The 21,073-nt window shown below is 37.0% G+C and carries 19 protein-coding genes; 10 read left to right on the top strand and 9 right to left on the bottom strand.

Features of this window, described 5'->3' with window-relative positions:
* The first annotated feature begins 589 nt into the window (after nt 1-589).
* Together AC1PJP_RS07735 and AC1PJP_RS07730 are read left to right on the top strand one after the other, a co-directional pair.
* Nucleotides 590-898, top strand: a complete 309-nt coding sequence (locus AC1PJP_RS07735) for a hypothetical protein (RefSeq protein WP_013196747.1) — start codon at nt 590-592, stop codon at nt 896-898.
* A gap of 35 nt (nt 899-933) precedes the next feature.
* Nucleotides 934-2,289: a S8 family peptidase gene (locus AC1PJP_RS07730; protein ID WP_416662905.1), complete on the top strand. Its 1,356-nt coding sequence runs from the start codon at nt 934-936 to the stop codon at nt 2,287-2,289.
* A gap of 102 nt (nt 2,290-2,391) precedes the next feature.
* On the opposite strand, the gene AC1PJP_RS07725 is transcribed toward AC1PJP_RS07730, so the two are convergent.
* The 3 genes from AC1PJP_RS07725 to AC1PJP_RS07715 form a co-directional block, all read right to left on the bottom strand.
* Nucleotides 2,392-2,826 carry a hypothetical protein gene (locus AC1PJP_RS07725; RefSeq protein ID WP_013196749.1) on the bottom strand — a complete coding sequence of 145 codons (435 nt, stop codon included), beginning with the start codon at nt 2,824-2,826 and terminating at the stop codon, nt 2,392-2,394.
* A gap of 96 nt (nt 2,827-2,922) precedes the next feature.
* Nucleotides 2,923-3,342 carry a hypothetical protein gene (locus AC1PJP_RS07720; protein WP_479766768.1) on the bottom strand — a complete coding sequence of 140 codons (420 nt, stop codon included), beginning with the start codon at nt 3,340-3,342 and terminating at the stop codon, nt 2,923-2,925.
* A 148-nt stretch (nt 3,343-3,490) separates the two neighbouring features.
* On the bottom strand, nt 3,491-4,357 hold the full coding sequence (locus tag AC1PJP_RS07715; protein ID WP_479766767.1) for a LysR family transcriptional regulator: 867 nt from the start codon (nt 4,355-4,357) through the stop codon (nt 3,491-3,493).
* Nucleotides 4,358-4,465: 108 nt separating this feature from the next.
* Here AC1PJP_RS07715 and AC1PJP_RS07710 point away from each other — a divergent pair, with 108 nt between their 5' ends.
* Nucleotides 4,466-5,353, top strand: coding sequence for a DMT family transporter (locus AC1PJP_RS07710; protein WP_479766766.1), 888 nt, complete (start codon nt 4,466-4,468; stop codon nt 5,351-5,353).
* Nucleotides 5,354-5,537: 184 nt separating this feature from the next.
* On the opposite strand, the gene AC1PJP_RS07705 is transcribed toward AC1PJP_RS07710, so the two are convergent.
* Nucleotides 5,538-5,987 carry a hypothetical protein gene (locus AC1PJP_RS07705; RefSeq protein WP_479766765.1) on the bottom strand — a complete coding sequence of 150 codons (450 nt, stop codon included), beginning with the start codon at nt 5,985-5,987 and terminating at the stop codon, nt 5,538-5,540.
* A gap of 281 nt (nt 5,988-6,268) precedes the next feature.
* On the opposite strand from AC1PJP_RS07705, the gene AC1PJP_RS07700 reads away from it, so the two are divergent.
* Nucleotides 6,269-6,553: a YciI family protein gene (locus AC1PJP_RS07700; RefSeq protein ID WP_479766764.1), complete on the top strand. Its 285-nt coding sequence runs from the start codon at nt 6,269-6,271 to the stop codon at nt 6,551-6,553.
* A 58-nt stretch (nt 6,554-6,611) separates the two neighbouring features.
* On the opposite strand, the gene AC1PJP_RS07695 is transcribed toward AC1PJP_RS07700, so the two are convergent.
* The 3 genes from AC1PJP_RS07695 to glyQ form a co-directional block, all read right to left on the bottom strand.
* On the bottom strand, nt 6,612-7,442 hold the full coding sequence (locus tag AC1PJP_RS07695; RefSeq protein WP_323739890.1) for a hypothetical protein: 831 nt from the start codon (nt 7,440-7,442) through the stop codon (nt 6,612-6,614).
* Nucleotides 7,443-7,671: 229 nt separating this feature from the next.
* A complete protein-coding gene (gene glyS / locus AC1PJP_RS07690; protein ID WP_479766763.1) occupies nt 7,672-9,741 on the bottom strand; it encodes a glycine--tRNA ligase subunit beta in 2,070 nt (689 codons plus the stop codon).
* Nucleotides 9,741-10,718 (bottom strand): glycine--tRNA ligase subunit alpha, encoded by a 978-nt coding sequence (gene glyQ, locus AC1PJP_RS07685; RefSeq protein ID WP_002044989.1) that lies wholly within the window; start codon nt 10,716-10,718, stop codon nt 9,741-9,743. Before glyQ ends, glyS begins: the two co-directional genes overlap by 1 nt.
* An 803-nt stretch (nt 10,719-11,521) precedes the next feature.
* Here glyQ and AC1PJP_RS07680 point away from each other — a divergent pair.
* The 4 genes from AC1PJP_RS07680 to AC1PJP_RS07665 all read left to right on the top strand — a co-directional run bounded on the left by AC1PJP_RS07680 (nt 11,522) and on the right by AC1PJP_RS07665 (nt 15,343).
* Nucleotides 11,522-11,938: a lysozyme inhibitor LprI family protein gene (locus AC1PJP_RS07680; protein WP_479766762.1), complete on the top strand. Its 417-nt coding sequence runs from the start codon at nt 11,522-11,524 to the stop codon at nt 11,936-11,938.
* A gap of 109 nt (nt 11,939-12,047) precedes the next feature.
* Nucleotides 12,048-13,310, top strand: a complete 1,263-nt coding sequence (locus AC1PJP_RS07675; protein ID WP_063097816.1) for a putative DNA modification/repair radical SAM protein — start codon at nt 12,048-12,050, stop codon at nt 13,308-13,310.
* A gap of 2 nt (nt 13,311-13,312) precedes the next feature.
* On the top strand, nt 13,313-14,110 hold the full coding sequence (locus AC1PJP_RS07670; protein ID WP_479766761.1) for a TIGR03915 family putative DNA repair protein: 798 nt from the start codon (nt 13,313-13,315) through the stop codon (nt 14,108-14,110).
* Between the two features lie 132 nt (nt 14,111-14,242).
* Nucleotides 14,243-15,343 carry an HPP family protein gene (locus tag AC1PJP_RS07665; protein WP_479766760.1) on the top strand — a complete coding sequence of 367 codons (1,101 nt, stop codon included), beginning with the start codon at nt 14,243-14,245 and terminating at the stop codon, nt 15,341-15,343.
* Nucleotides 15,344-15,407: 64 nt separating this feature from the next.
* On the opposite strand, the gene AC1PJP_RS07660 is transcribed toward AC1PJP_RS07665, so the two are convergent.
* Nucleotides 15,408-15,662 (bottom strand): PspC domain-containing protein, encoded by a 255-nt coding sequence (locus AC1PJP_RS07660; RefSeq protein WP_004789692.1) that lies wholly within the window; start codon nt 15,660-15,662, stop codon nt 15,408-15,410.
* 250 nt (nt 15,663-15,912) lie between these two features.
* Here AC1PJP_RS07660 and AC1PJP_RS07655 point away from each other — a divergent pair, with 250 nt between their 5' ends.
* Complete coding sequence (locus tag AC1PJP_RS07655; protein WP_151821445.1) at nt 15,913-16,560, top strand: hypothetical protein; 648 nt, start codon at nt 15,913-15,915, stop codon at nt 16,558-16,560.
* Between the two features lie 67 nt (nt 16,561-16,627).
* On the opposite strand, the gene AC1PJP_RS07650 is transcribed toward AC1PJP_RS07655, so the two are convergent.
* Nucleotides 16,628-18,451, bottom strand: coding sequence for an acyl-CoA dehydrogenase C-terminal domain-containing protein (locus AC1PJP_RS07650; protein WP_479766759.1), 1,824 nt, complete (start codon nt 18,449-18,451; stop codon nt 16,628-16,630).
* 255 nt (nt 18,452-18,706) lie between these two features.
* On the opposite strand from AC1PJP_RS07650, the gene AC1PJP_RS07645 reads away from it, so the two are divergent.
* Nucleotides 18,707-21,049 carry a hypothetical protein gene (locus AC1PJP_RS07645; RefSeq protein ID WP_479766758.1) on the top strand — a complete coding sequence of 781 codons (2,343 nt, stop codon included), beginning with the start codon at nt 18,707-18,709 and terminating at the stop codon, nt 21,047-21,049.
* Nucleotides 21,050-21,073 lie beyond the last annotated feature (24 nt).

Raw genomic sequence — 21,073 nt, 5'->3', positions numbered from 1 at the left:
CGATATCCTTCAAAGAATATACCCTTTTAGTGAGGTATTTCATAAACGCAAACGAATCATAGCCAAGGGAATATGGGCTTGGGAACTGACTTCATCAAAACGTTACAACAGTGTTACGTTGAGTAAACAGACTAGGGAGGAATTGTGGAGATTAATAAAAATTAATAATAAAGTGAAAAAGAACATTTATTTATTAGAAAATCTAATTAAGCAAAAGGAATTCTTATTATTTAATTTTTTAAAAACACCTTTTAATTTTTTCATTTCGTTTTTTTCGAATTTGCTCTCTATATCTTCAAATGTGATGTAAATCTCATTATTTATTGGAGTAAACGGCATAGTTATTGCTTATTATGAGAATAAGGCGCTTTTTAGCACTTTTTTGAACCATCTTCTGCCAGAAATATAAACGTACAGGGCAGAACTGTATTTTTGCTTATTCGGGATAAAGTTATTTTAACTTTTTAGTGGTTATGTATTTCATTAAATATATTTTTCACATGAAAAATATATTAAGAAATACTGCTTTATTTCAAATAATCAAAAATAAAAATAGATATCTATAAACAAAAAAACAGAGATATGACAGATGAAAATTATTGCTTCCCTTCTTGTAATAGTCGGCTTGATCGCCGTTGTTCTCTATTTAAAGCCCACAAGTGGTGCATCTGATGTGTTTAATTCTGCTTTACATGAGTCGAATTCGCCACAACCAGACACATCGTCTTTTCTTTCTAAACTTAAGGAGCCTACTCAACCTAGAAATCTATCTCAACATTCAACTCATTCACAATCGGTATCAGCTGATACTGTTCCTTTTTATGACACAAAAAGTGATCCTTCAATTCAACCGATTGATCCAGAAAAAGATCCAGCAAATGAAATAAAAGCGAAATAAGTAAATTGTTAGTTGAAAAACTACGGAGAAAAATAATGCAAAGTAAAACGTTATTTCTATTAGGTCTATGTACGATTTTAAGTACAACTGCATCAGCTCTTCCTTTAGATTCTAAAGGTGCTAAACAGCGATTAAATCAGGCAGCAAAACAAAAAGTATTTCAGGGCAAAATCGATTTAGATGCCTTGGTTAATAATGATTCGAATGATTTAATTGTTGAATACAATATTGCTTCGGTGAGCGTGCCTTCCGGGTTAGAACGGCGAAGTTATATTGCAACAAATAAGAAAAATTTACAGGCAAGGTTTAACCGTGCTGGTGGTGTTCAAGTACTTCGAGACTACAATAATTTGCCTTTAGCTTTTTATCGGATTAGTAACCGCGAAGCTTTGGTCTCTTTACTCAATGATCCGAATGTTAAAGCGGTTTATCCAAATCGTATTAATCAAACCACGACCAATGAAAGTTTACCTTTAATTAATCAACCACAAGCAAATACCAATGGTTTCACTGGTGAAGGCTCGAGTGTTGCAGTGATTGATACAGGGGTGAATTATCTTCATTCTGATTTTGGTTGTACGGCAGTAAATACACCGTCAAATACTTGTCGCGTAGTTTACTCATTTGATAGTGCACCAGATGATGGCGCTTTAGATGATGATGGGCATGGTAGTAATGTTTCAGGCATTGTCTCCAAGGTTGCCACCAAGACCAAAATTATAGGCATTGATGTGTTTAGAAAGGTCAGATCCCAAGGTAAATGGGTAAGCACAGCTTATGATAGTGATATCCTCGCAGGGATTAACTGGGCTGTAAATAATGCACAAACCTACAATATTAAAGCAGTTAACTTAAGTCTTGGCGTACCAGGTGTTAAATATACTTCGGAGTGTAGCGACAGCAGTTATGGAACAGCATTTGCTAATGCACGAGCTGCTGGTGTGGTTCCGGTTGTAGCTTCAGGCAATGATGCATTCTCAGATGGAATTTCATCTCCTGCCTGTGTTGCTGGTGCAGTAAGAGTGGGTGCTGTTTATGACAGTAATATTGGTGGTGTGTCATGGGGGAATCCTGTGAAATGTTCTGACCCAACAACAGCAGCAGACAAAGTAGCGTGCTTCAGTAATGGTGGTAGCCTTGTGACTTTATTGGCACCGGGAGCAATGATTACCGCGGGTGGCTACACTATGGGAGGTACATCTCAAGCGACACCACATGTGGCAGGTGCGATTGCTTTGTTACGAGCGAATAGCGTGAGTCCAACAGAAAGTATTGATCAAACCATCAGCCGTTTAAAAACGACAGGTAAACCAATTATTGACTCAAGAACGGGCTTGGTTTTCCCACGTATTGATTTACTGGCAGCAACAAATGGTTTAACCATTAATTAATAGCTTATTTATAATTTTTTAAATTAGGTCCAAGAAATTTTTAAAATAGCTATAACCCGTTGCAGAAGGTAGCTTTTGCAACGGGCTTTTTAGGAAAAAGTATTAATGACACTTTTCTAAATTTGCTGGGTTAAAGTTATTTTGGAGTTTTTTGAAATTATTCTGAATTTCTGGATCTTGAATATTAAAAGTCGTTGAGCTTTTGGTTGTAGAGTTAGTTGCCTGATTTAATATGCCTGACTCATCAGGATATTGTTGGGTAAATGATGTAGCTGAAATCAGACCCTTATCGTTAAATACCCAGTGTTCAGTAACGTGTCCGCCCCCTAAATATCCCGTAAATTCAATCATACAAGCTTGCTTATCTTGTTTAATGAGTTTGGCTACATTGCCTGTAGTTGATGGATAAGCTTCAATATTGGTATCTTGCTCTAGAACTTGTGCCTGAGAATAAGATGAAGAAGGAGGTGCAGAGGTTGCACATGCAGTTAATGCTAAGCAGCATAGTGTTGAAAAGAGAAGTTTTTGACTATTCATAAGGCAGATTCCTAGCTCTTTATAGTTGATGATCAATAGTTCTAAATGAATATCTGTATTTATAAAAGCGCGAATTTATCGCGCTGTTCTAGCAAATTAGTTAGTTGTTGTGCTCGATTTACTTAGCTCACCTTGTTCAATTGGAATATTTTCACCGTTTCGACTACTGGTAATATTTTGCTTCGCTTGATCTATTTTATTTTCTGTAAAAGCTTTGGCTGTATCTGCTTTTTGTTGAACGACCTCTGCTTTTTCAGCTGTAAATTCTTTGGTGTTTTTCCACTTTTCACTAATTTTATTTGAGGTTTTTTCAGAAGCTCCTTGAATAGAGTCTCCTAAATTTTGTATGCCTTTTCCAGTTTTATATAACAATACACGACCTAAACTTGGGTTATCACCATAAGGTTGTGCTTTAGAAGTTGTTTCACCCACTTGTTGTGGTTGCGTTGTTTCAGCAAATAAGGTCGATGAAGCCAATATAGAGGTCGCAATACATAAAATGTGTATGGTTTTCATTTTGGATAAGTCTCCCCAACCAGAATCAAAAGATGAAGTGGTGATCTTACTGTTAAAAATAAAGCTTGTACTGCAATGAGATAAAACCCATACGATTTGATTACGATAAATCATCACTTGATCGCAATAAAGTAATTCTCCCAATGACTCATAAACAAAATTCAGACTTAATTAAATCTAAAAACATGTCTCTAGCTTTATGGTTGCTCACATTTTTATGCCAAAAAAATTGATTCTGCATAAAGGCAAGGTGTTCAAATTTATAGCCTCGAATATTGGTTAAATTTTTATATTGTTCATAAATACTCTTCGGTACCAAAGACACACCAGAGCCTGCACTGACGCAACCGATAATGGTGGCGTAACTGGTAATGCTAGTAATTGGAAGTGAAATATTTTTGAGCTTAAGCCATTCTTCAAGAGCTGCTCGGTAAGGACAGCCTTCAGTCCACATAAAAATTTCTTTACCAATCAGGTCTTCTTGGTTGTGGATTTCTCCCAAAGAATGAGATGCAATCAAGACCATTTCTTCTTGATAAATACTAAGTTTATTTAGCATAGGAAACTCGATATTGCCCGCGACAATTGCACCATCAAGTTTGTGTTGAGAAATATCGACTAATAGCTGTTTCCAAGTGCCTGTAATAATTTGAATGGAAACCTCAGGAAAACGTTGATGATATTTCGCCAGTAAGTTGGGTAGACGAGTTGTGGCAGTAGATTCAATCGCCCCAATTTTTAATGGGCCAGAGGGTGGAGCATCAGGGTGAATACTACGTTTTGCTTCATCGCATAGCGCTAAAATTTTATGGCAATAATTAAGAAAAATTTCTCCAGAGGGAGTGAGCTTTAAACTTTTTCCTTCCCGATAAAACAGCGGTGCGCCTAGTTCTTCTTCGAGTTGTTTAATGCGCGTTGTGATATTGGATGGTACACAATGTAGTTGCATTGATGCCTTAGCCATTGTTCCGCATTCAACCACGGTCTGAAACATTTTTAACTGTGCGATATCCATATTTTATCATTCACTTTTAATGAATATTTGACTCAATATAAGTTAATTTTATTCAACTATCCATGCGCATATGATGAAAGTGTTCCATTTCATTAGTGCAGATTTAACATGGCAATTTCTCTTGCTGCCGAAACCCAGCCTCCCGCATTTAAGCTCTATTTTTGTATTGCTGTGACCGTCTTTTGTTGGGGCTATTCACCTATTGGCGTACATAGTGCTTTGCATTCATATACACCGCAGCATATTGCCTTGCTCCGCTTTTTGATTGCATCATTTTTTTTACTGCTTTTGGTCATGAAAAAAGGCATTCAGCCTTTAAAGTGGAAAGATGTCCCTGCACTTGCTGTATTAGGTTTTTTCTCTGTAACGCTACATCACTTACTTATAAATACCGGACAACAATATGTGACTGCGGTTGCCTCCAGCATTTTGAGTCAATCTATTCCGTTATTTACTTTTATTATTTCAGCTTTGCTTTTTAAGGAAAAAATTAGTTTCAAACAATGGTTATGTATTTTGCTCGGTCTTTGCGGCGCCGTGTTGGTGGTTAGTGGAGATCATGGTTTTGGTGTGCCGAGCCCTTACAGTTTATTGATTGTGTTAGCCGCAATTGCATGGGGACTTTATTTTAATTTATATAAAAAATTTGCTTTAAATTATGATGCCTTGAGCATGATGTGCTACATCATCTGGTTCGGAACCATTCCTTTACTTTTTTATAGTGCTCATTTGCCTAGTGAAATTTTACATGCCACTTGGCAAGCCAATATGTCGGTTGTCTTGTTAGGTATTTTTCCTAGTGCGATGGCTTATGTACTTTGGGGCTATGTACTTAAAAATATGCCGTTAACGATTGCATCGAATTTTTTGTATTGCTCGCCGATTGTCGCGATGAGTTTGGCGGTTCTTTTCTTAAATGAAAAACCATCCATGATTGTACTGTTGGGTGGAGTAATTATTGTGGGGAGTTTGGTATGGATGAATTGGAAAAAATAATTCGTGTACCAAGCTAAGTGGATAATAATGAGACAGTTATTGAGCGCTGATTTAAGAGTGAGAATATTAATTTCATTAAAAAGTCACTTAAATCAGCATGCCTCAATAGTTTTTAGAATTTACTTTAATTAATTTCACCATGAAAAGTTTGGTTATAGCCAAAAAATAAAGATTTAAAATTAAATTATTCTACTCTTTCGACTTTTTCAATATGACTAGAGGAATCATACGTAATCTCAATTACTACTTTCTCTTTTTTAAGTGCGGAGTCTGAGATTGATACTGTTTCGTCAACGGAATCGAGTGATAATTCACTCGGCATTATATTGTGTAATGTCGACACGATTGTATTCGCTACTAAGCCGTTATATAAAGCCATTCCATATGCTTTTGGTTTATTGTTAATTTTATAATAAGTGATCATATCTATCCTTTTATCACCAATGAGTCTACTTACTACGGGCGGATGGAATTTATTTAGAAATTCACTTCGAGACATTCCAACCACATTAATCTTTTCTATAGCGGGAGGGTTTGTAGTATCAGGTAAAGTGATCCGATGAGGATTTATAGAACAGGCTATTTGTCCAATGGATAAGATAGAAATAACAAGTAATAAGATATTCTTTTTCATTTATATAATCTTAATTAATAAAAGCAGCTAATTTATAACGATATTTTTTGAAAACATCAAATTATTATAAAGACTTATCTGCGAAAAATACTCACACCAATAAACGTCGTAAACAAGTTAGGGAATTGAATTAATTATTGCGCTACTGTGTAGGGTCATTATTATAAAAAGTTTTAATGTGGATGAATTGAGGGAATAGACGTACTATCGAATAATCTATAGATCATTAACTATCTGTAGACTAATGCTATGTCATACGCTACTTGCTTTAAGAGAATAAGATGATTGTTGTTACCTTGACCTATAAAAAACCATTAGCCGAAGTTGATGCTGTACTGAAAGAACATATTGCATTTTTAGATCATTACTATGAGCAAAAGAAATTTCTGGCATCAGGGCGCCGAGAAAATAGAGTAGGTGGGGTAATTTTAGTTCTAAGCTCTTCGATTCAAGAAGCTGAAGAAATTATGAAAAATGATCCGTTTTATATTCATGATGTAGCTGATTATGATTTTATGTGGTTTGAGCCATCAAAAAGTTTAGAAGAAATTAAATTGTTTGTTTAATTACATTAGAGAACTACTTAAATTTAAGTAGTTCTCTAGTCTTTTTGGTTAATATTTATTATTGTTCAACAATATAAATACTATTTTCGAATACATCTCCTTTACTTGTTTTAACTACACCAACACATAAATTGTCAGGAGTTTGTATAAAAGAAACTAAGGATGTATCTGCATTAGTTTTACAGTTCTTTTGCTTATTCTCATCAAATGCTTTTAAATTTAATTGGTGTTGTAAATCTAAAGTGAATACTTGGCTAAGAGCGCTAAATGCTTGATCTGCTTTTTTCATAAATAATAAATTATTTTGAGCTTCCCATTCAGCTAAAGAAATACGTTCCTTGCTTACATAGTGATATAAGCGTTTTGTATCTGTATTATTGTCTGCCGCATTTTTAAATTGGGTTTTTAAACCAAAATTTACTTTTACAATTGGCTTTTCACGAAAAGAAAGGCGTGAATAAGGCACAATTTTAATTTCGGAAGTCTGATTTAAATCTAGTAATTTAAGTGTAGGATCTGCTTTATTTTGGGCGAGTGAATCGTTAATTTTTTGATTTATTAATTGGTCAAATTTAATAGGTTGATTAATAGAGCTTTTTTCAATAGCTGTACTATTTGCATTTTTATCAATTGCCATTGCGACTCCTGCTCCGATAAGACCAAACATTCCCGAAACTGGACTGGCCGAAGCACTACTTGCATCACCAACTAATATTTGACTTTCTTTTACAAAGTAATCACCTGCACCTGATTCAGTCATTGAAGAAAGTTGTTCTGAAGAAACAGAAAGAGAGGTTTGTTTACCTGCTGCTGGATATTGAATCGATTTAGTCGTTGCACATCCAGTAAATAGTAATGTTGATATGAGTAATAAATTTAAGTTTTTCATTGCAATCATTCTTTATTAAGTTAGGTAATTATTTGTTAAAGCTGGCTGAATTATGGATTAACTAAAATAAAAGTAAATAATTGTTATTTATTGAGCGTTCATAAATTAATCATTTATTATTTTGAATAAAATTAGAAGATAAAAGTATTAAAAAACCATGCTTCCGATTTAGATCGAAAACATGGTTTTAATAAAGCTTAATTATACAAAAATTAATTTCTATATAATCTTAACCCTGCAACACACTCACATCAGCCACAGCAGTAAACAAGTTACGTAACTGAGCCAATAAACGTAAACGATTTGCCTTCAGGTCAGCATCATCTGCCATTACCATTACGCCATCAAAGAATGCATCAATCGGCGCGCGAAGTGCTGCAAGTTTAGAAAGGGCAGCAGTGTAGTCTTTTGCTGCGAGTAATGGTTCAACCACAGGTGTAACTGCTTGAAGCTCAGCAAATAATGCTTTTTCAGCATCTTCAAGCAAGTTCGCTTCAATTACAGAACCTTCTGGTGCAGCTTCTTTTGCAAGAATGTTCGCAACACGTTTGTTCGCAGCAGCAAGTGCCGCAGCTTCAGGCAATGCGCGGAAGTGGTTTACAGCATTTACGCGCTTGTCAAAATCAAGTGGAGACTTCGGTGCAAGTGCTTGAACTGCTTGAAGCACATCAACAGCAACGCCTTGGTCTTCGTACTTAGCTCGGTAACGGCCTTCCAAGAATGCAACAGCATCAGCACGAGTCTTGTCGTGGTCTTTAACGATGTCGCCATAACCTTGAAGTGCAAGATTCACTAACTCTTCAATCGTTACATCTAATTCATTTTCAATAATTAAACGTAAGATACCAATTGCTGAACGGCGAAGAGCAAATGGGTCTTTAGAACCTGTTGGCGCTTGTCCAATACCGAAAATACCAACAAGCGTATCTAAACGGTCAGCAAGGGCAATGGTTGTACCTGTTTTGGTTTTTGGTAAAACATCACCAGCAAATTTTGGTAAATATTGCTCACCTAAAGCTTCAGAAACTTCAGTGTTTTCACCTTCAATACGCGCGTAGTAAGTACCCGCAATACCTTGAAGTTCTGGGAATTCACCAACAAGCTCTGAAGTTAAGTCGCATTTAGCAAGTAATGCAGCTTTTTCAGCATCGGCTGGGTTTGCACCAGTGATTGAAGACAATGCAACTGCAAGTTTTGCAATACGTGTTGATTTGTCCCAAAGCGTACCAAGTTGCGCTTGGAATACCATGTTTGCTAGTTTTTCTTTACGAGATGCAAGTGGTTGCTTTTGATCTTGTAAGAAGAAGAATTCAGCATCAGATAAACGCGGGCGAACAACTTTTTCGTTACCTTCAATAATTTGAGTCGGGTCTTTAGACTCAATGTTTGAAACAGTAATGAAGTAAGGTTGTAATTTGCCTTCCGCATTGATCAAACAGAAATACTTCTGGTTGTCTTGCATCGTCGTAATAAGTGCTTCTTGAGGAACAGCAAGGAAGCGCTCTTCAAAGTTTGCACGAAGAGCAACTGGCCATTCAACGAGGCTTGTTACTTCATCAAGTAAGTCAGCTGGAACAATCGCAGTTGCGTTAACTTCATTAGCCAATTTCTTTACTTGTTCTTGAATGGTTGCTTGACGTTTTTCAAAGTTTGCAACAACGTAAGCTTTTTCTAAAGCAGCTAAATAGTCATTTGCATGCGCTAACGTCACAGCTTCAGGTGCATGGAAACGATGACCATAAGTCACATTACCAGCTTTGTGATCTTGAATAGTCGCATCAACAATTTGGTCATCTTTAAGTAAGAGAACCCATTTCACTGGACGTACAAATTCGGTACGGCTTGCCGCAGAACGCATACGCTTAGCAATTGGTAAATTGTCTAATGCAGTTTGTAAAATCTGTGGAAGTAAAGCATCAAGGCTTTGACCTTTTACATCTTTTAAATAGCAAACTTTTTCAACTTTACCTGCTTGGAAAGTAGAAAGCTGATCAACTGTAATCCCTTGACCACGCATAAAGCCTTCGAGTGCTTTAGTTGGTTTGCCTTCTGCATCGTAAGCCGCTTGAACAGCAGGGCCGTCAAAACGTTTTTGTGTATCAGCTTGAGCAGCATCGATATCAACAATTTTAAGCGCTAAACGACGTGGAGCAGCATAAGCTTCAATTGATACGAAGTTTAAGCCCGCATCTTTTAAACCTTTTACCGTTTCTGCCTGTAATGCATCACGTAAAGTTTTTAAGCTTTTTGGTGGAAGCTCTTCACAGCCAAGTTCGAATAAAACAGTATGTTTGCTCATTAGTTTTTCTCCGCCTTTGCTGCTTCACTTTCAGCTTGTGCTTTTAGCTGTGCCAATACTTCATCACGTAGGTGTGGTTCTGCCATTGGGAAGCCAAGCTCTGCACGTGCTTGTACATAACTTTGTGCGATAGCACGCGCTAAAGTACGTACACGTAAAATGTAACGTTGACGCTCAGTCACAGAAATTGCGCCACGTGCATCAAGTAAGTTAAAGGTATGAGATGCTTTAACAACTTGCTCATAAGCAGGAAGAGAAAGTTTTGCTTCAATTAAACGGTTTGCTTCTGATTCGTAAAAATCAAATAGTTCAAATAGTTTTTCAACTGGAGCGTATTCAAAGTTATAAGTCGATTGTTCAACTTCATTTTGATGGAATACGTCGCCGTAAGTCACAGTACCAAATTGGCCTTTGGTCCAAACAAGGTCATAAACCGAGTCAACACCTTGAAGGTACATTGCAAGACGTTCTAAACCGTAAGTGATTTCACCTGTTACTGGGTAACATTCAACACCACCGACTTGTTGGAAGTAAGTGAACTGAGTTACTTCCATACCGTTAAGCCAAACTTCCCAACCTAAGCCCCAAGCCCCAAGCGTCGGAGATTCCCAGTTGTCTTCTACAAAGCGAATATCGTGAGTAAGCGTATCAATCCCGATTGCTTTTAAAGAATCAAGATAAAGCTGTTGGATGTTATCTGGGTTTGGCTTAAGCACCACTTGGAATTGGTAGTAGTGTTGCAAACGGTTCGGGTTTTCACCATAGCGGCCATCTTTTGGACGACGTGAAGGTTGAACGTATGCCGCGTTCCAAGTCTCAGGCCCTAAAGCACGTAAGAATGTTGCGGTGTGGAATGTTCCAGCGCCCATTTCCATGTCGTAAGGTTGTAGTACGACGCAGCCTTGTTCGGCCCAATAGTTTTGTAGGGCAAGAATTAAGCCCTGAAATGTATCAATGTGCGAGATGGCGCGACTCATGTAGCATCCACGAATTTATGAGAAAAATTGCCCCTAAGTATAAGGATTTTGTGGGGGAGTGGCAAAGGCTAGTTTGGGAATTTCAGATTTGATGGTTTAGCTGCTTTTTTTATACTTTTGAGTAGTAATATCCAATATGTAATAGCGAAAATTAAAGAAAAACAACTGAAGAAAAATAAGCCCTCTAATGGCATTAGTTCCCATGAGTCTCGAAAAAAAAATATTAAGATATTAGGTATTAAAAAGGTGAGAATAATTGCACTTGCAAGGATGGAGAAGAAATTAAGGAAATTGAATTTCAACAAGAATAATTGTAAAAAATATGCAGGTATAAAAACTAATACGTAATAAATTACTGTCATAAAAAGCAAAATTATAGGAATATCTCCTATAGTTCCAAAAGCAAATCTTCCGTAGATAGTTATGTGGCCTAATAATAGGAATAAAGCAATAATATATAGGTGGATTGGTGTCATGATTAGACAATGCCAAATTTGATCTTTATCTGGATCTAAATTTTGAATGAAGATTTTTAAATTATTAAAGATAGCGTTCTTCATATAAATCAATGTAAATTTGATTTTTATAACTATATAACATGAATGCAAATTAATGTATTTAAGAATGCGATCAAATAAAAGTATTTAATTAATATAGTTCTGCTTATAAGGATTTTATATTCAATTAGCTGAGCGTTCATTCAATGTTGATGTTCTGTTCTGTGAATTTAGACTGATAAGCAACCGTTATAGAATTTTTGTTATATTGAAGCATATTAAAAATTATAGAATCGAGAAGAAGTTATGTTGAAATTTTGCTGCAAACTTATTGTTTTATCCAGCCTTTTCTGTAGTCCGTGGCTTTACGCGCAAACCGAAACTGATGAGCAAGATGAATACAATCAATGTGTAGATCAGACCATTAAAGAAATGAAGCTTGAAAGCATTAATAACATGGTCGTGCATAGCTGTTCTGAACAAGTAAAAAAGATTTATGAGGAAAAAATTGTTGCTCTCATTGATCAAATTGGTACACAAAGCGAAGAATACAAACAGCCAGAGCGTTACCAAGATATTTTAAAATCTCAGCGACTTTGGAAAGCTTATGTAGATCAGGAATGTAGTAATGCAGGCTCATACATTGGCTCACCGATGTATTCATATTGCCCAATGCAAGAGTATGCCGAGCGTGTAAAGCAGCTAGAAGAATACGTTAATTAAGATGGATTATTTTAAACGTCACCTCATGACGCTGAGCGTACTTCACTGGATTAAATTTAAGAATACAAAATGATATTTTTTAAACGATGCCATAAATGAGTCGTTTGATATGTCTGATCGCATTCGAGAAAAACTACAGATTCTTGCCGATGCTGCCAAATATGATGTGTCTTGTTCATCAAGTGGCAGTGACCGTAAAAACAAAGATAAAGGCCTAGGTGATGCCAGTCATTCAGGAATTTGCCATAGCTATACTGAAGATGGCCGCTGTGTATCTCTCTTAAAAATTCTATTTAGTAATGTGTGTATTTTTGACTGCGCCTATTGCGTTTCACGTCGTTCTAATGATGTCCAGCGTGCAGCATTTACGGTACAAGAGGTTGTAGATTTAACTATTAATTTTTACCGCCGTAATTATATCGAAGGGTTATTTTTAAGCTCAGGTATTTTTAAATCGGCCGATCACACGATGGAGCGTATGCTTCAAGTCGTGAAAAAGTTGCGTCTTGAAGAAAACTTTAATGGCTATATTCATCTAAAAACCATTCCGGGAGCATCGCCTGAACTGATTCATGAAGCAGGTTTATATGCTGACCGTATGAGTATTAATTTAGAGATGCCTACCGAGGTTGGCCTAAAAACTTTTGCACCAGAAAAATCACATCAGGAAGTGCAAAAAGATTTAGGTTTGGTCCGTGACAGGCTCATTCAGCTTAAAGATGAACGCCAAATCATTAAGCATGTGCCGAAATATGTACCAGCAGGACAGACTACGCAGATGGTAGTGGGAGCACATCAAGAGTCAGACCAAGATGTCTTGTTTATGGCAGATAAGCACTATAAGGAATTTAAACTCAAACGTGTCTATTTCTCTGGCTATATTCCAATTAATACCGAAAATAATTACTTGCCAGCAGTGGGTTCTGCACCGCCGTTGCTTCGTGAAAATCGACTCTATCAAAGCGATTGGCTGATGCGTTTTTATGGTTTTCAGGTCAATGAAATCGTCAATGAAAAACACCCGAATTTAGATTTGGATGTTGACCCGAAATTAAGCTGGGCTTTGAGGCATCCTGAACAGTTTCCAGTAGACTTAAATCGTGCCGATTATCAAATGATTTTGCGTGTGCCGGGTATTGGAGTGAAATCGGCGAAGAAAATTGTTCAGGCTCGCCGTTTTGGAAAAATCCATATCGATTTACTTAAAAAACTTGGCGTAGCTTATCAGCGTGCAAAATTCTTTATTCGCTGTGAAGACAGCCCAAAGTTCCAAAAGGAACTATCTTCTGGCTATATTCGACAGCAGATTTTAACGCAGGGATCTTCGAAATATGTGCAGCAACTCTCGCCACAATTAAGCCTTGGGTTTTAATCATGTTTAATGAGGAAGTGGCTTACTATTTTGATGGTTCAATGGTGGGACTACTGAGCTGTGTTTTTCGTGCATTTCAATTTAAAGAATTGCAGGTCAGGCTCTGTTTAAATGATGCGGCTCAACATGGCTTATTTGCCGATAAAATTGAGGTTTCAAATAATGAGCAGCATGCTGAACGTGTTTGGTCCGCGCTACAAAAAAAGCTTTCATCTTCTTCGTTAAAACAATTTTATTTTGCTTATTTGTCTGAATCTTTAGATGCCTATCAGCATTTATTTAATTACTGTATTTATGTGTTTAGTAGTCATTCTTCTGTAGAAAAAGATTATTCACATCCCAGTGTTCTGGCAATTGCACAGTGGACAAAAAAGGTCGGGCGAGAGAAGCATCGGTTGGAGGCTTTTATTCGTTTTAAGAAAACCAAAGATGAGCTTTTTTTAAGTTTAGTTCGTCCAGATTTTAATGTTTTACCGCTTATTCAGCCCCATTTTAAACGGCGTTATCAAGATCAACGTTGGCTGATTTATGACGAGCAACGCAAGTTTGGAATTTATTATGATTTACGTGAAATACATGAAGTTTCACTCGAAGCTTCTAAAGTTGACCGTAATTTAAAAAATGGGATGAGTCAAAGGTTTCAGCTTGAGCTGGATGAACAGGAAGGTTTATATGACCAGCTTTGGAAGGATTATTTTAACAGCGTAAATATTGCAGAACGTCAAAATATAAAACTTCATGTGCAATATTTACCAAAACGTTACTGGCGTTACTTAAATGAAAAATTGATGGAATATTAAAGTTTTAAAATCATAAAAAATAGTTCAGCCGGTTTTCTTATTCTTGAAAGATATAATTTAAATGCACTTTATGTGGCTTTGGGCGTATACTTTTGCCCGTTATAAATAACGGCATATCCCTAAAGGTGTACTGTGAGTGTTATACAGCGAGAATGGTTACAGATTTTAAAGCCAAATTTTAAGGTTTTACCTTTAAAGGAACGGTTACTTTGCGGTATTGGAGCGTTGTGTGGTTTAGCAATTTCTTCCTTAATTAGCTGGTATGTTCTGGGTGGAATTAATGCTTGGTACATCGCTCCAATGGGCGCCTCATCTGTTCTATTGTTTGCTGTGCCGACTAGTCCCTTGGCTCAACCATGGAATGTGATTGTTGGTAATACTTTAGCTGGAATTATTGGTGTTGCCTGTGCGCAGTGGATTCCTGATTTAACTACAGCTTTTAGTGTCGCAGTAGGTTTTGCCATATTTTTAATGATGACAACCGACTCTTTACACCCGCCGAGTGGTGCAGTCGCAATTACGGCTGTGTTGGGCGGTGCTGCAATTCATAAATTAGGCTTTTATTTTATTTTTTATCCAGTTTTACTCAACTCGTTACTTTTACTTGGTTTCGCTATCTTTTTTAATAGATTAATTGGGCGGCATTATCCAGTTACTGCTCATCTTAATGACCGCAGTAAAGACCCTACACCGACTCAAAAAGTATCTATTCAACCCAAAGACATTGAGTATGCATTAGGGCATCACACAGAGCTTTTAGATATTAGTCAGTATGATTTAGAAAAGATCATTTTAGAGGCTCAGGAACATGCCAATGAGCGTATGGTAAATCAATATATCTGTCAGGATATTATGAGTCGTGATGTCATCAAACTACATGAAGATGACGACATTCATCAGGCGCTCGATAAATTTAAACAAGTGAACTTGATGAGCCTACCTGTTGTAAATACAGAAAACCATTTGGTGGGAACTTTAGCGTTATATGAAGTTGTTGAGTGGTTTAAGGGTGCAGCAGATCCAAGAAACTCTTGGCAGCACTATGTGAAACAAATTATGAGTCGTCGAGTGGTCACGGTACTGCCAACTCAACCTATTCAAGATTTGGTGCCATACTTTGTTGAAAAGTCTTTTAACTACATTCCTGTGGTTGAAGAGCGTAAGCTCGTAGGAATGATTAGCCGCGCAGATATGATTGCTGCATTACAGCAACAGTTAAATCAAAAGCTATAATTTTTTAGAATAAAAAAAGCTACGGTTGATTAGGGGATGCAACCGTAGCGACCAAAATTATTAATTAACGTACTTGTTCTTCATTTACTGTTCGAACGGATTGTCGATAGCCTTCAATATGCTCTGGCTGTTTTTTCGGAATGACTAACCATAAAACCAGATAAACTAAAATTCCTGGAAAGGCCGCACTCATAACTGAGATCAAAACAAAAATGACACGTAGTAAAGTTACGTTCCAACCAAAACGTTCAGCAATACCACCCATTACACCGGCGATCATGCTGTGTCGGTTCGAGCGATATAAACCAGAACTGGCCATCTAATTCTCCTTAAAGATAAATAATTACAAGAAGCTATTGTGCTCTTGCTTAATAAAAATATGGAGGCGAAATAACGGGTTTAAAGTCCTCTCAAAAGTAAATTGGTTAAAATATGTAAAGGATTGGGATGAAGGAAACCAACATCAACTAAAATGCACCTTTTCAGGGCTTAAGGGGTTATTACAGCAATTGGTTAATGCCTGAAATGAATATAAACATGGCGGTTGCTGTTATCTGTGAATAATGTATATGTCTTTGAAGCGGTCTAGTTTTTTAGTTAAGTATTTAGTTGTAGGGGCTATGATGTGCCTGACACTGAGTGCTTGCGATATAAACCATGCCAACTCAAAAGATCACTCTAGTGCCAGCTCTAATTCTACGCATGAAGAAAATCTAATAAAAAATAGTACATCTACAAAAACATTAGATTATGTGGCAGGCCGTACTTTTTTACCCGAAGAAAACTTAGATCAAGCTAAAAAGTTAAGCGGAACCTTATTGCAATATGTAGGGCGATATCATACCCGAATTTCATGTGAGGATGCTTTTGCTGATTGTGAATCGGGCGAAGCAGAGTACATTTTAAATTTATTACCCAATGGATCGGCTTATTGGAATGTTATTCATTTTGGCCGTGTGGGAAGTAAAGATGGGGCTAAAAGTGCCGCTGTAAATGAATTATGTCCTTCTTTAAATTGGAAGGTAGATGAAAAAGAGCATGAGTTAACCATTCAATGTCCTTTATCTAAAGTTAATTTTTATTTTAATTTTGATTCAAATAAAAGATTGGTTATGAATCTGGAAAAACTATTTTATAGCGATTATGGTAAAAATCGTGAATTTTTAGAGCAAAACTATTTTGTTCCAAATCAGGCTTATGTATTAACTAAAGAATAAATACTACTTGAATAAAAAAGAGCGCAATATGAATTGCGCTCTTTTCGTTTCTCAATTTAAAAAATCATTAGTAGTCGAAGCTAAAGTGTTCAACGGGTAATGATGTTAATGTGCGAGAGCTTGTCACCATCGACTCTGCATGACCTTGAGTACGAGGCAGCATACGGTCAAAGTAGAAGTCTGCAACTTTGATTTTAGCTTTATAGAATTCAGGCGTTTCTGCACCGTCACCTGCTTCAAGTTTTTCAGAAGCAATGACTGCTTGTTGCGCCCAGAAGTAAGCCATCATTACGTAACCTGAGAACATTAAAAAGTCTACAGAAGCAGAAGATACGATGTCACGGTCTTTACGTGCAGCAAGCATGATACGAACAGTTAAAGTATTCCATTGAGCACAAAGCTTAGTTAAGTCCCAAGCAAAACGACGTAAGTATTTATTACGTGCGTGCGCAGCACAGAATTTTAAGATTTCAGCAGTGTAGTCACGAACCACTTTACCTTTTGAGCTAAGCAATACTTTACGACCAATCAAGTCAAGTGCTTGAATGCCTGTTGTACCCTCGTATAGCGTTGAAATACGAGCATCACGAGCGATTTGTTCCATACCCCACTCTTTGATGTAGCCGTGGCCGCCGTAAACTTGCATACCGTTATTTGCAGCTTCTAAACCAAGTTCAGTCAAGAAACCTTTTAAAATCGGAGTATAGAAACCAAGTTTGTCATCATAGTCTTCGTAAGCAGCTTGGTCGCCACGTGTTAATGCATCTGTCATTTTGTCTGCAAGTTTTGCAGCATGATAGATCATTGAACGACCACCTTCAGCAATTGCTTTTTGAGTCAACAATAGGCGGCGTACGTCAGCATGATGAATGATTGCGTCAGCAACTTTATCTGGATCTTTCTTACCAGAAAGCGCACGCATAGACATACGGTCTTTCGCATAAGGTAACGCACCTTGATAAGATAACTCGGCATGTGCAATACCTTGAACAGCAGTACCAATACGTGCTGTGTTCATGAAGGTAAACATTGCATGTAGGCCTTTGTTCACTTCACCGATTAAATAACCAGTTGCATTATCAAAGTTCAGCACCGCAGTAGCAGAAGCTCGGATCCCCATTTTGTGTTCAATTGAACCACAAGCGACTGTATTACGCTCACCAATACTGCCATCAGCAGTAGGGATGAATTTAGGTACGATAAATAATGAAATACCACGAGTACCAGCAGGAGCATCTGGAAGACGTGCAAGTACGATGTGAATAATATTTTCAGTTAAGTCATGTTCACCGGCAGAAATGAAGATTTTTGTACCAGAGATTTTATAAGTGCCATCTGCTTGAGGTTCAGCTTTAGTTTTAACTTGTCCTAAGTCTGTACCACATTGAGGTTCGGTTAAGCACATTGTGCCGCTCCAAGTTCCTTCAACAAGTTTAGGCATATAGGTTTGTTTTTGCTCATCAGTACCGAATTGCAAGATAGTATTCATACAACCCGAACTTAAGCCAGGGTACATCGTAAATGACCAGTTTGCAGTACCCATCATTTCTGATTTAATCAGATTTAATGACATTGGTAGGCCTTGACCACCAAATTCTTCAGGATAAGAAAGACCTTGCCAACCGCCCATTACGAATTGGTCATAAGCTTCTTTAAAGCCTTTAGGCGTTCTCACTTCACCATTGTCAAAATGGCAACCTTCTTCATCACCAGACTGGTTAAGTGGCGACAATACGTTTTCACAATAATCTGCCGCACCTTCAAGAATCATATCAACTGTATCTGGATCTGCATTTTCACCATTTGATAAAGTTTTATAGTGAGCAGGGTAATCTAATACTTCATTCATTAAGAAACGAATATCATGTAGCGGGGCTTTATATGCTGGCATGGCTTTAATCCTAATTTTGAATCATTGTGGGATTATCTGAATCGATGATTTGATTATTCACTCACCTGATAAAAATACAATGATAATCACATCCGAAAGAAATGTCAGAAAAGCGAATTTTGTCGAAAATAAATACACCCGAAAATACATTTTCTGCTACATTCAGGACTTATACTTTTATGTGAAAAAACAACTATTTTTTATTTTTAGCAAGTTTTGCTAAAAAGATAAAGCTATAAGGTTTTAAAAAAGGTTATGCATTTAAAATATCTCAGTTTATGTTTATTTAGTTTGGGTTTGACCGCATGTGCGCAGCATAACCTACGTCCATCAGTGGCATCTGCCAACTTAGATCAAAAAGTCATTCAGGGTATGAATGCAATGTATGAATACCCAAGCTATGACTACCGCGGGCATTTTAAAGTTAATGTTGATCCAAATCAGCCTAAGAAAATCAGTACTGTAGAGAAAACGGCTCAGCTTGATGCTGGAGTGCAAAAAAAAGTAGATCAATATTTACGTGAACAAAAAACTAATTTGAATAAAAAACAGAAGCAGGCGCTTTATGCTGCAATTGCAAATGAGCAATCTGTTTCGGGTGTATCTGACGAATCACGTTCAGAAAAAGTAAATGCCGTATTAATTAATTTATTAAATGATTTCCAATTTAGTTACGATGGTTCAGTTCATTACCGTCAAAAAATGGGGTCGTTAAATCTCACTGCAAGATATGAGAAACCGACCTTACTGGTACAGGCAAAATTGCCAATGGTACTTGATCTGAAAGACTATAAATTTTACGTTAATTATTTCGGATTAATGCCTTATCTAGTAAATAAAGACAATCAAAATAACTTGGCGTATGTCGATTTTTCAAAGTATAAAAATCTGTTTACAAACGTCGATATGAAAAAGTTTGTTGAATATGCAAAAGCTTCTAGCGCGGTATCTTATCGTTTGGCTGAACCACAAAATTTACAGCGTTTACCCATTACCGATGCTGACCGTAAAGCCGGAATTGTAGAAAAAATTCGTTTAAAAGATACGGTCGAAGAGTTATTGCTGCAATCGGAACTCTATGGTCAAGTCAATGAAAAATATTTGCAAAAAAATGTTTTAGGATTTGATGACCAAAAGGTTGCCGAATCTATAGCAACTGAACTTGCTGCTTCTGAAGCTAAGAAAAAGGTGACTGGTGCTGAGGGGCAGAAGGTTTCTTCTGAAGATGCAGCGGCTGTCAGTCAGCAACTCTACTCACTTATTAATGCTCATTTTGGCAATACATTGGCTTCTGAGGAAGGTGATGAAGACCAAGCAAGCGCAGCTCAAGATGTGGCAGCAGCAGAAGCAGCCTCTGATTCAGCTCAAGCCGAAGACGTTGCTGTGGCAAATGCTGAACCAACTGCACAAGATGAAGAAGTGGCTACACTTACAGAAGAGCAGTGTGTTGAATTACAGTCTCTTAAGAAACCAGTTGCCTTAGGTGATATTAATTACTGTCAAATTTACGGTATTAATGTGCTTGATCAGAGCGCTGTAAATACCGAAAAAACTCAGTTGAAAGCTCGTCAAGCTGCACTAAAACAAACTTTTGCTGCTTATGATCAAAACCAGTTTGTGAATGATGATGCATTTAAAGTTTTATGGTTAAAACATAAAGCCGAGATTGAGCAAGCTTTACCAAAACAAAGAAATCCAATTACGATTGATGTTGGACTTGATGAAAAAGGCCGTTTAGTTAACGCAGACTATGATGTGGCATATACACCAGCCGAGTTTAATCATCGCTTTAATATTAAAATGGACATGCAAATTTTAAATTATGGTAAAGCCACTTCAATTGACCAGCAGCAGCTTAAACAAGCTAAATCAGTTGCTGAAGCAAGCAAAGGTTCGCTATTTGAAAACTTCGTAAAAGGCTTTAGTGAAAAACTTGGACAGAGTGATGTTTCTGAGCATCCAGTTGGCTTACATAGCGATGTACAAGATTTAGATTCTAGTCTGGCGCTATTGGCTAACCAAACTTATGATGCAACACGTGCCTATGACAAAACGTATAAAGCTGTGTTTATTGCAAAATTGACTGCCGAAAAACCGTCATATATTCATTATTATTCAGTTCAACAGTTGCAAGAAATTGCTGAAGTTTATGCTTACTGGTTCTCTGAAGAAGAAACTTATAATCCTCAAGGTAAGGCTTTAGAGCGTATTGAGGCATTGCAGAAAAAGCATCATCTTGAGCAAGAAGAGCAATTTGATAATGATTTAGGTCGTGCTGTGGACCATATTGTGATTGCGACAATACAAGGTGAGGCAGGGCGTGAAGCATGGCAAAAATTACAGAAACAATATAAGCAGCCTGAGCAACTTTTCTCGAAGCAATATCAATTAAAATTTGAACAACAAAACGGTGCTTCTGCTGAAGAAAAACAATTGTTGTCGCAAACAGCTGATATTTTAGGTAAGGCTTATACTGCTGCGCGTAAACAGCAACTTACGGAAAAAACAATTCAGAATTTAAAACCTGAACATAATGAATTTATTGATTATGAGATTTTCCGAGATGTTTACCAGCAAATGGTTGTGACCAAAAAATAATAAATGCAGTCAAAAAAGAACCTA

Source organism: Acinetobacter sp. V116_7, from assembly GCF_056735735.1.
Note: the sequence above shows the minus strand (reverse complement) of the source record. Positions and strands in the feature narration are given on the sequence as shown.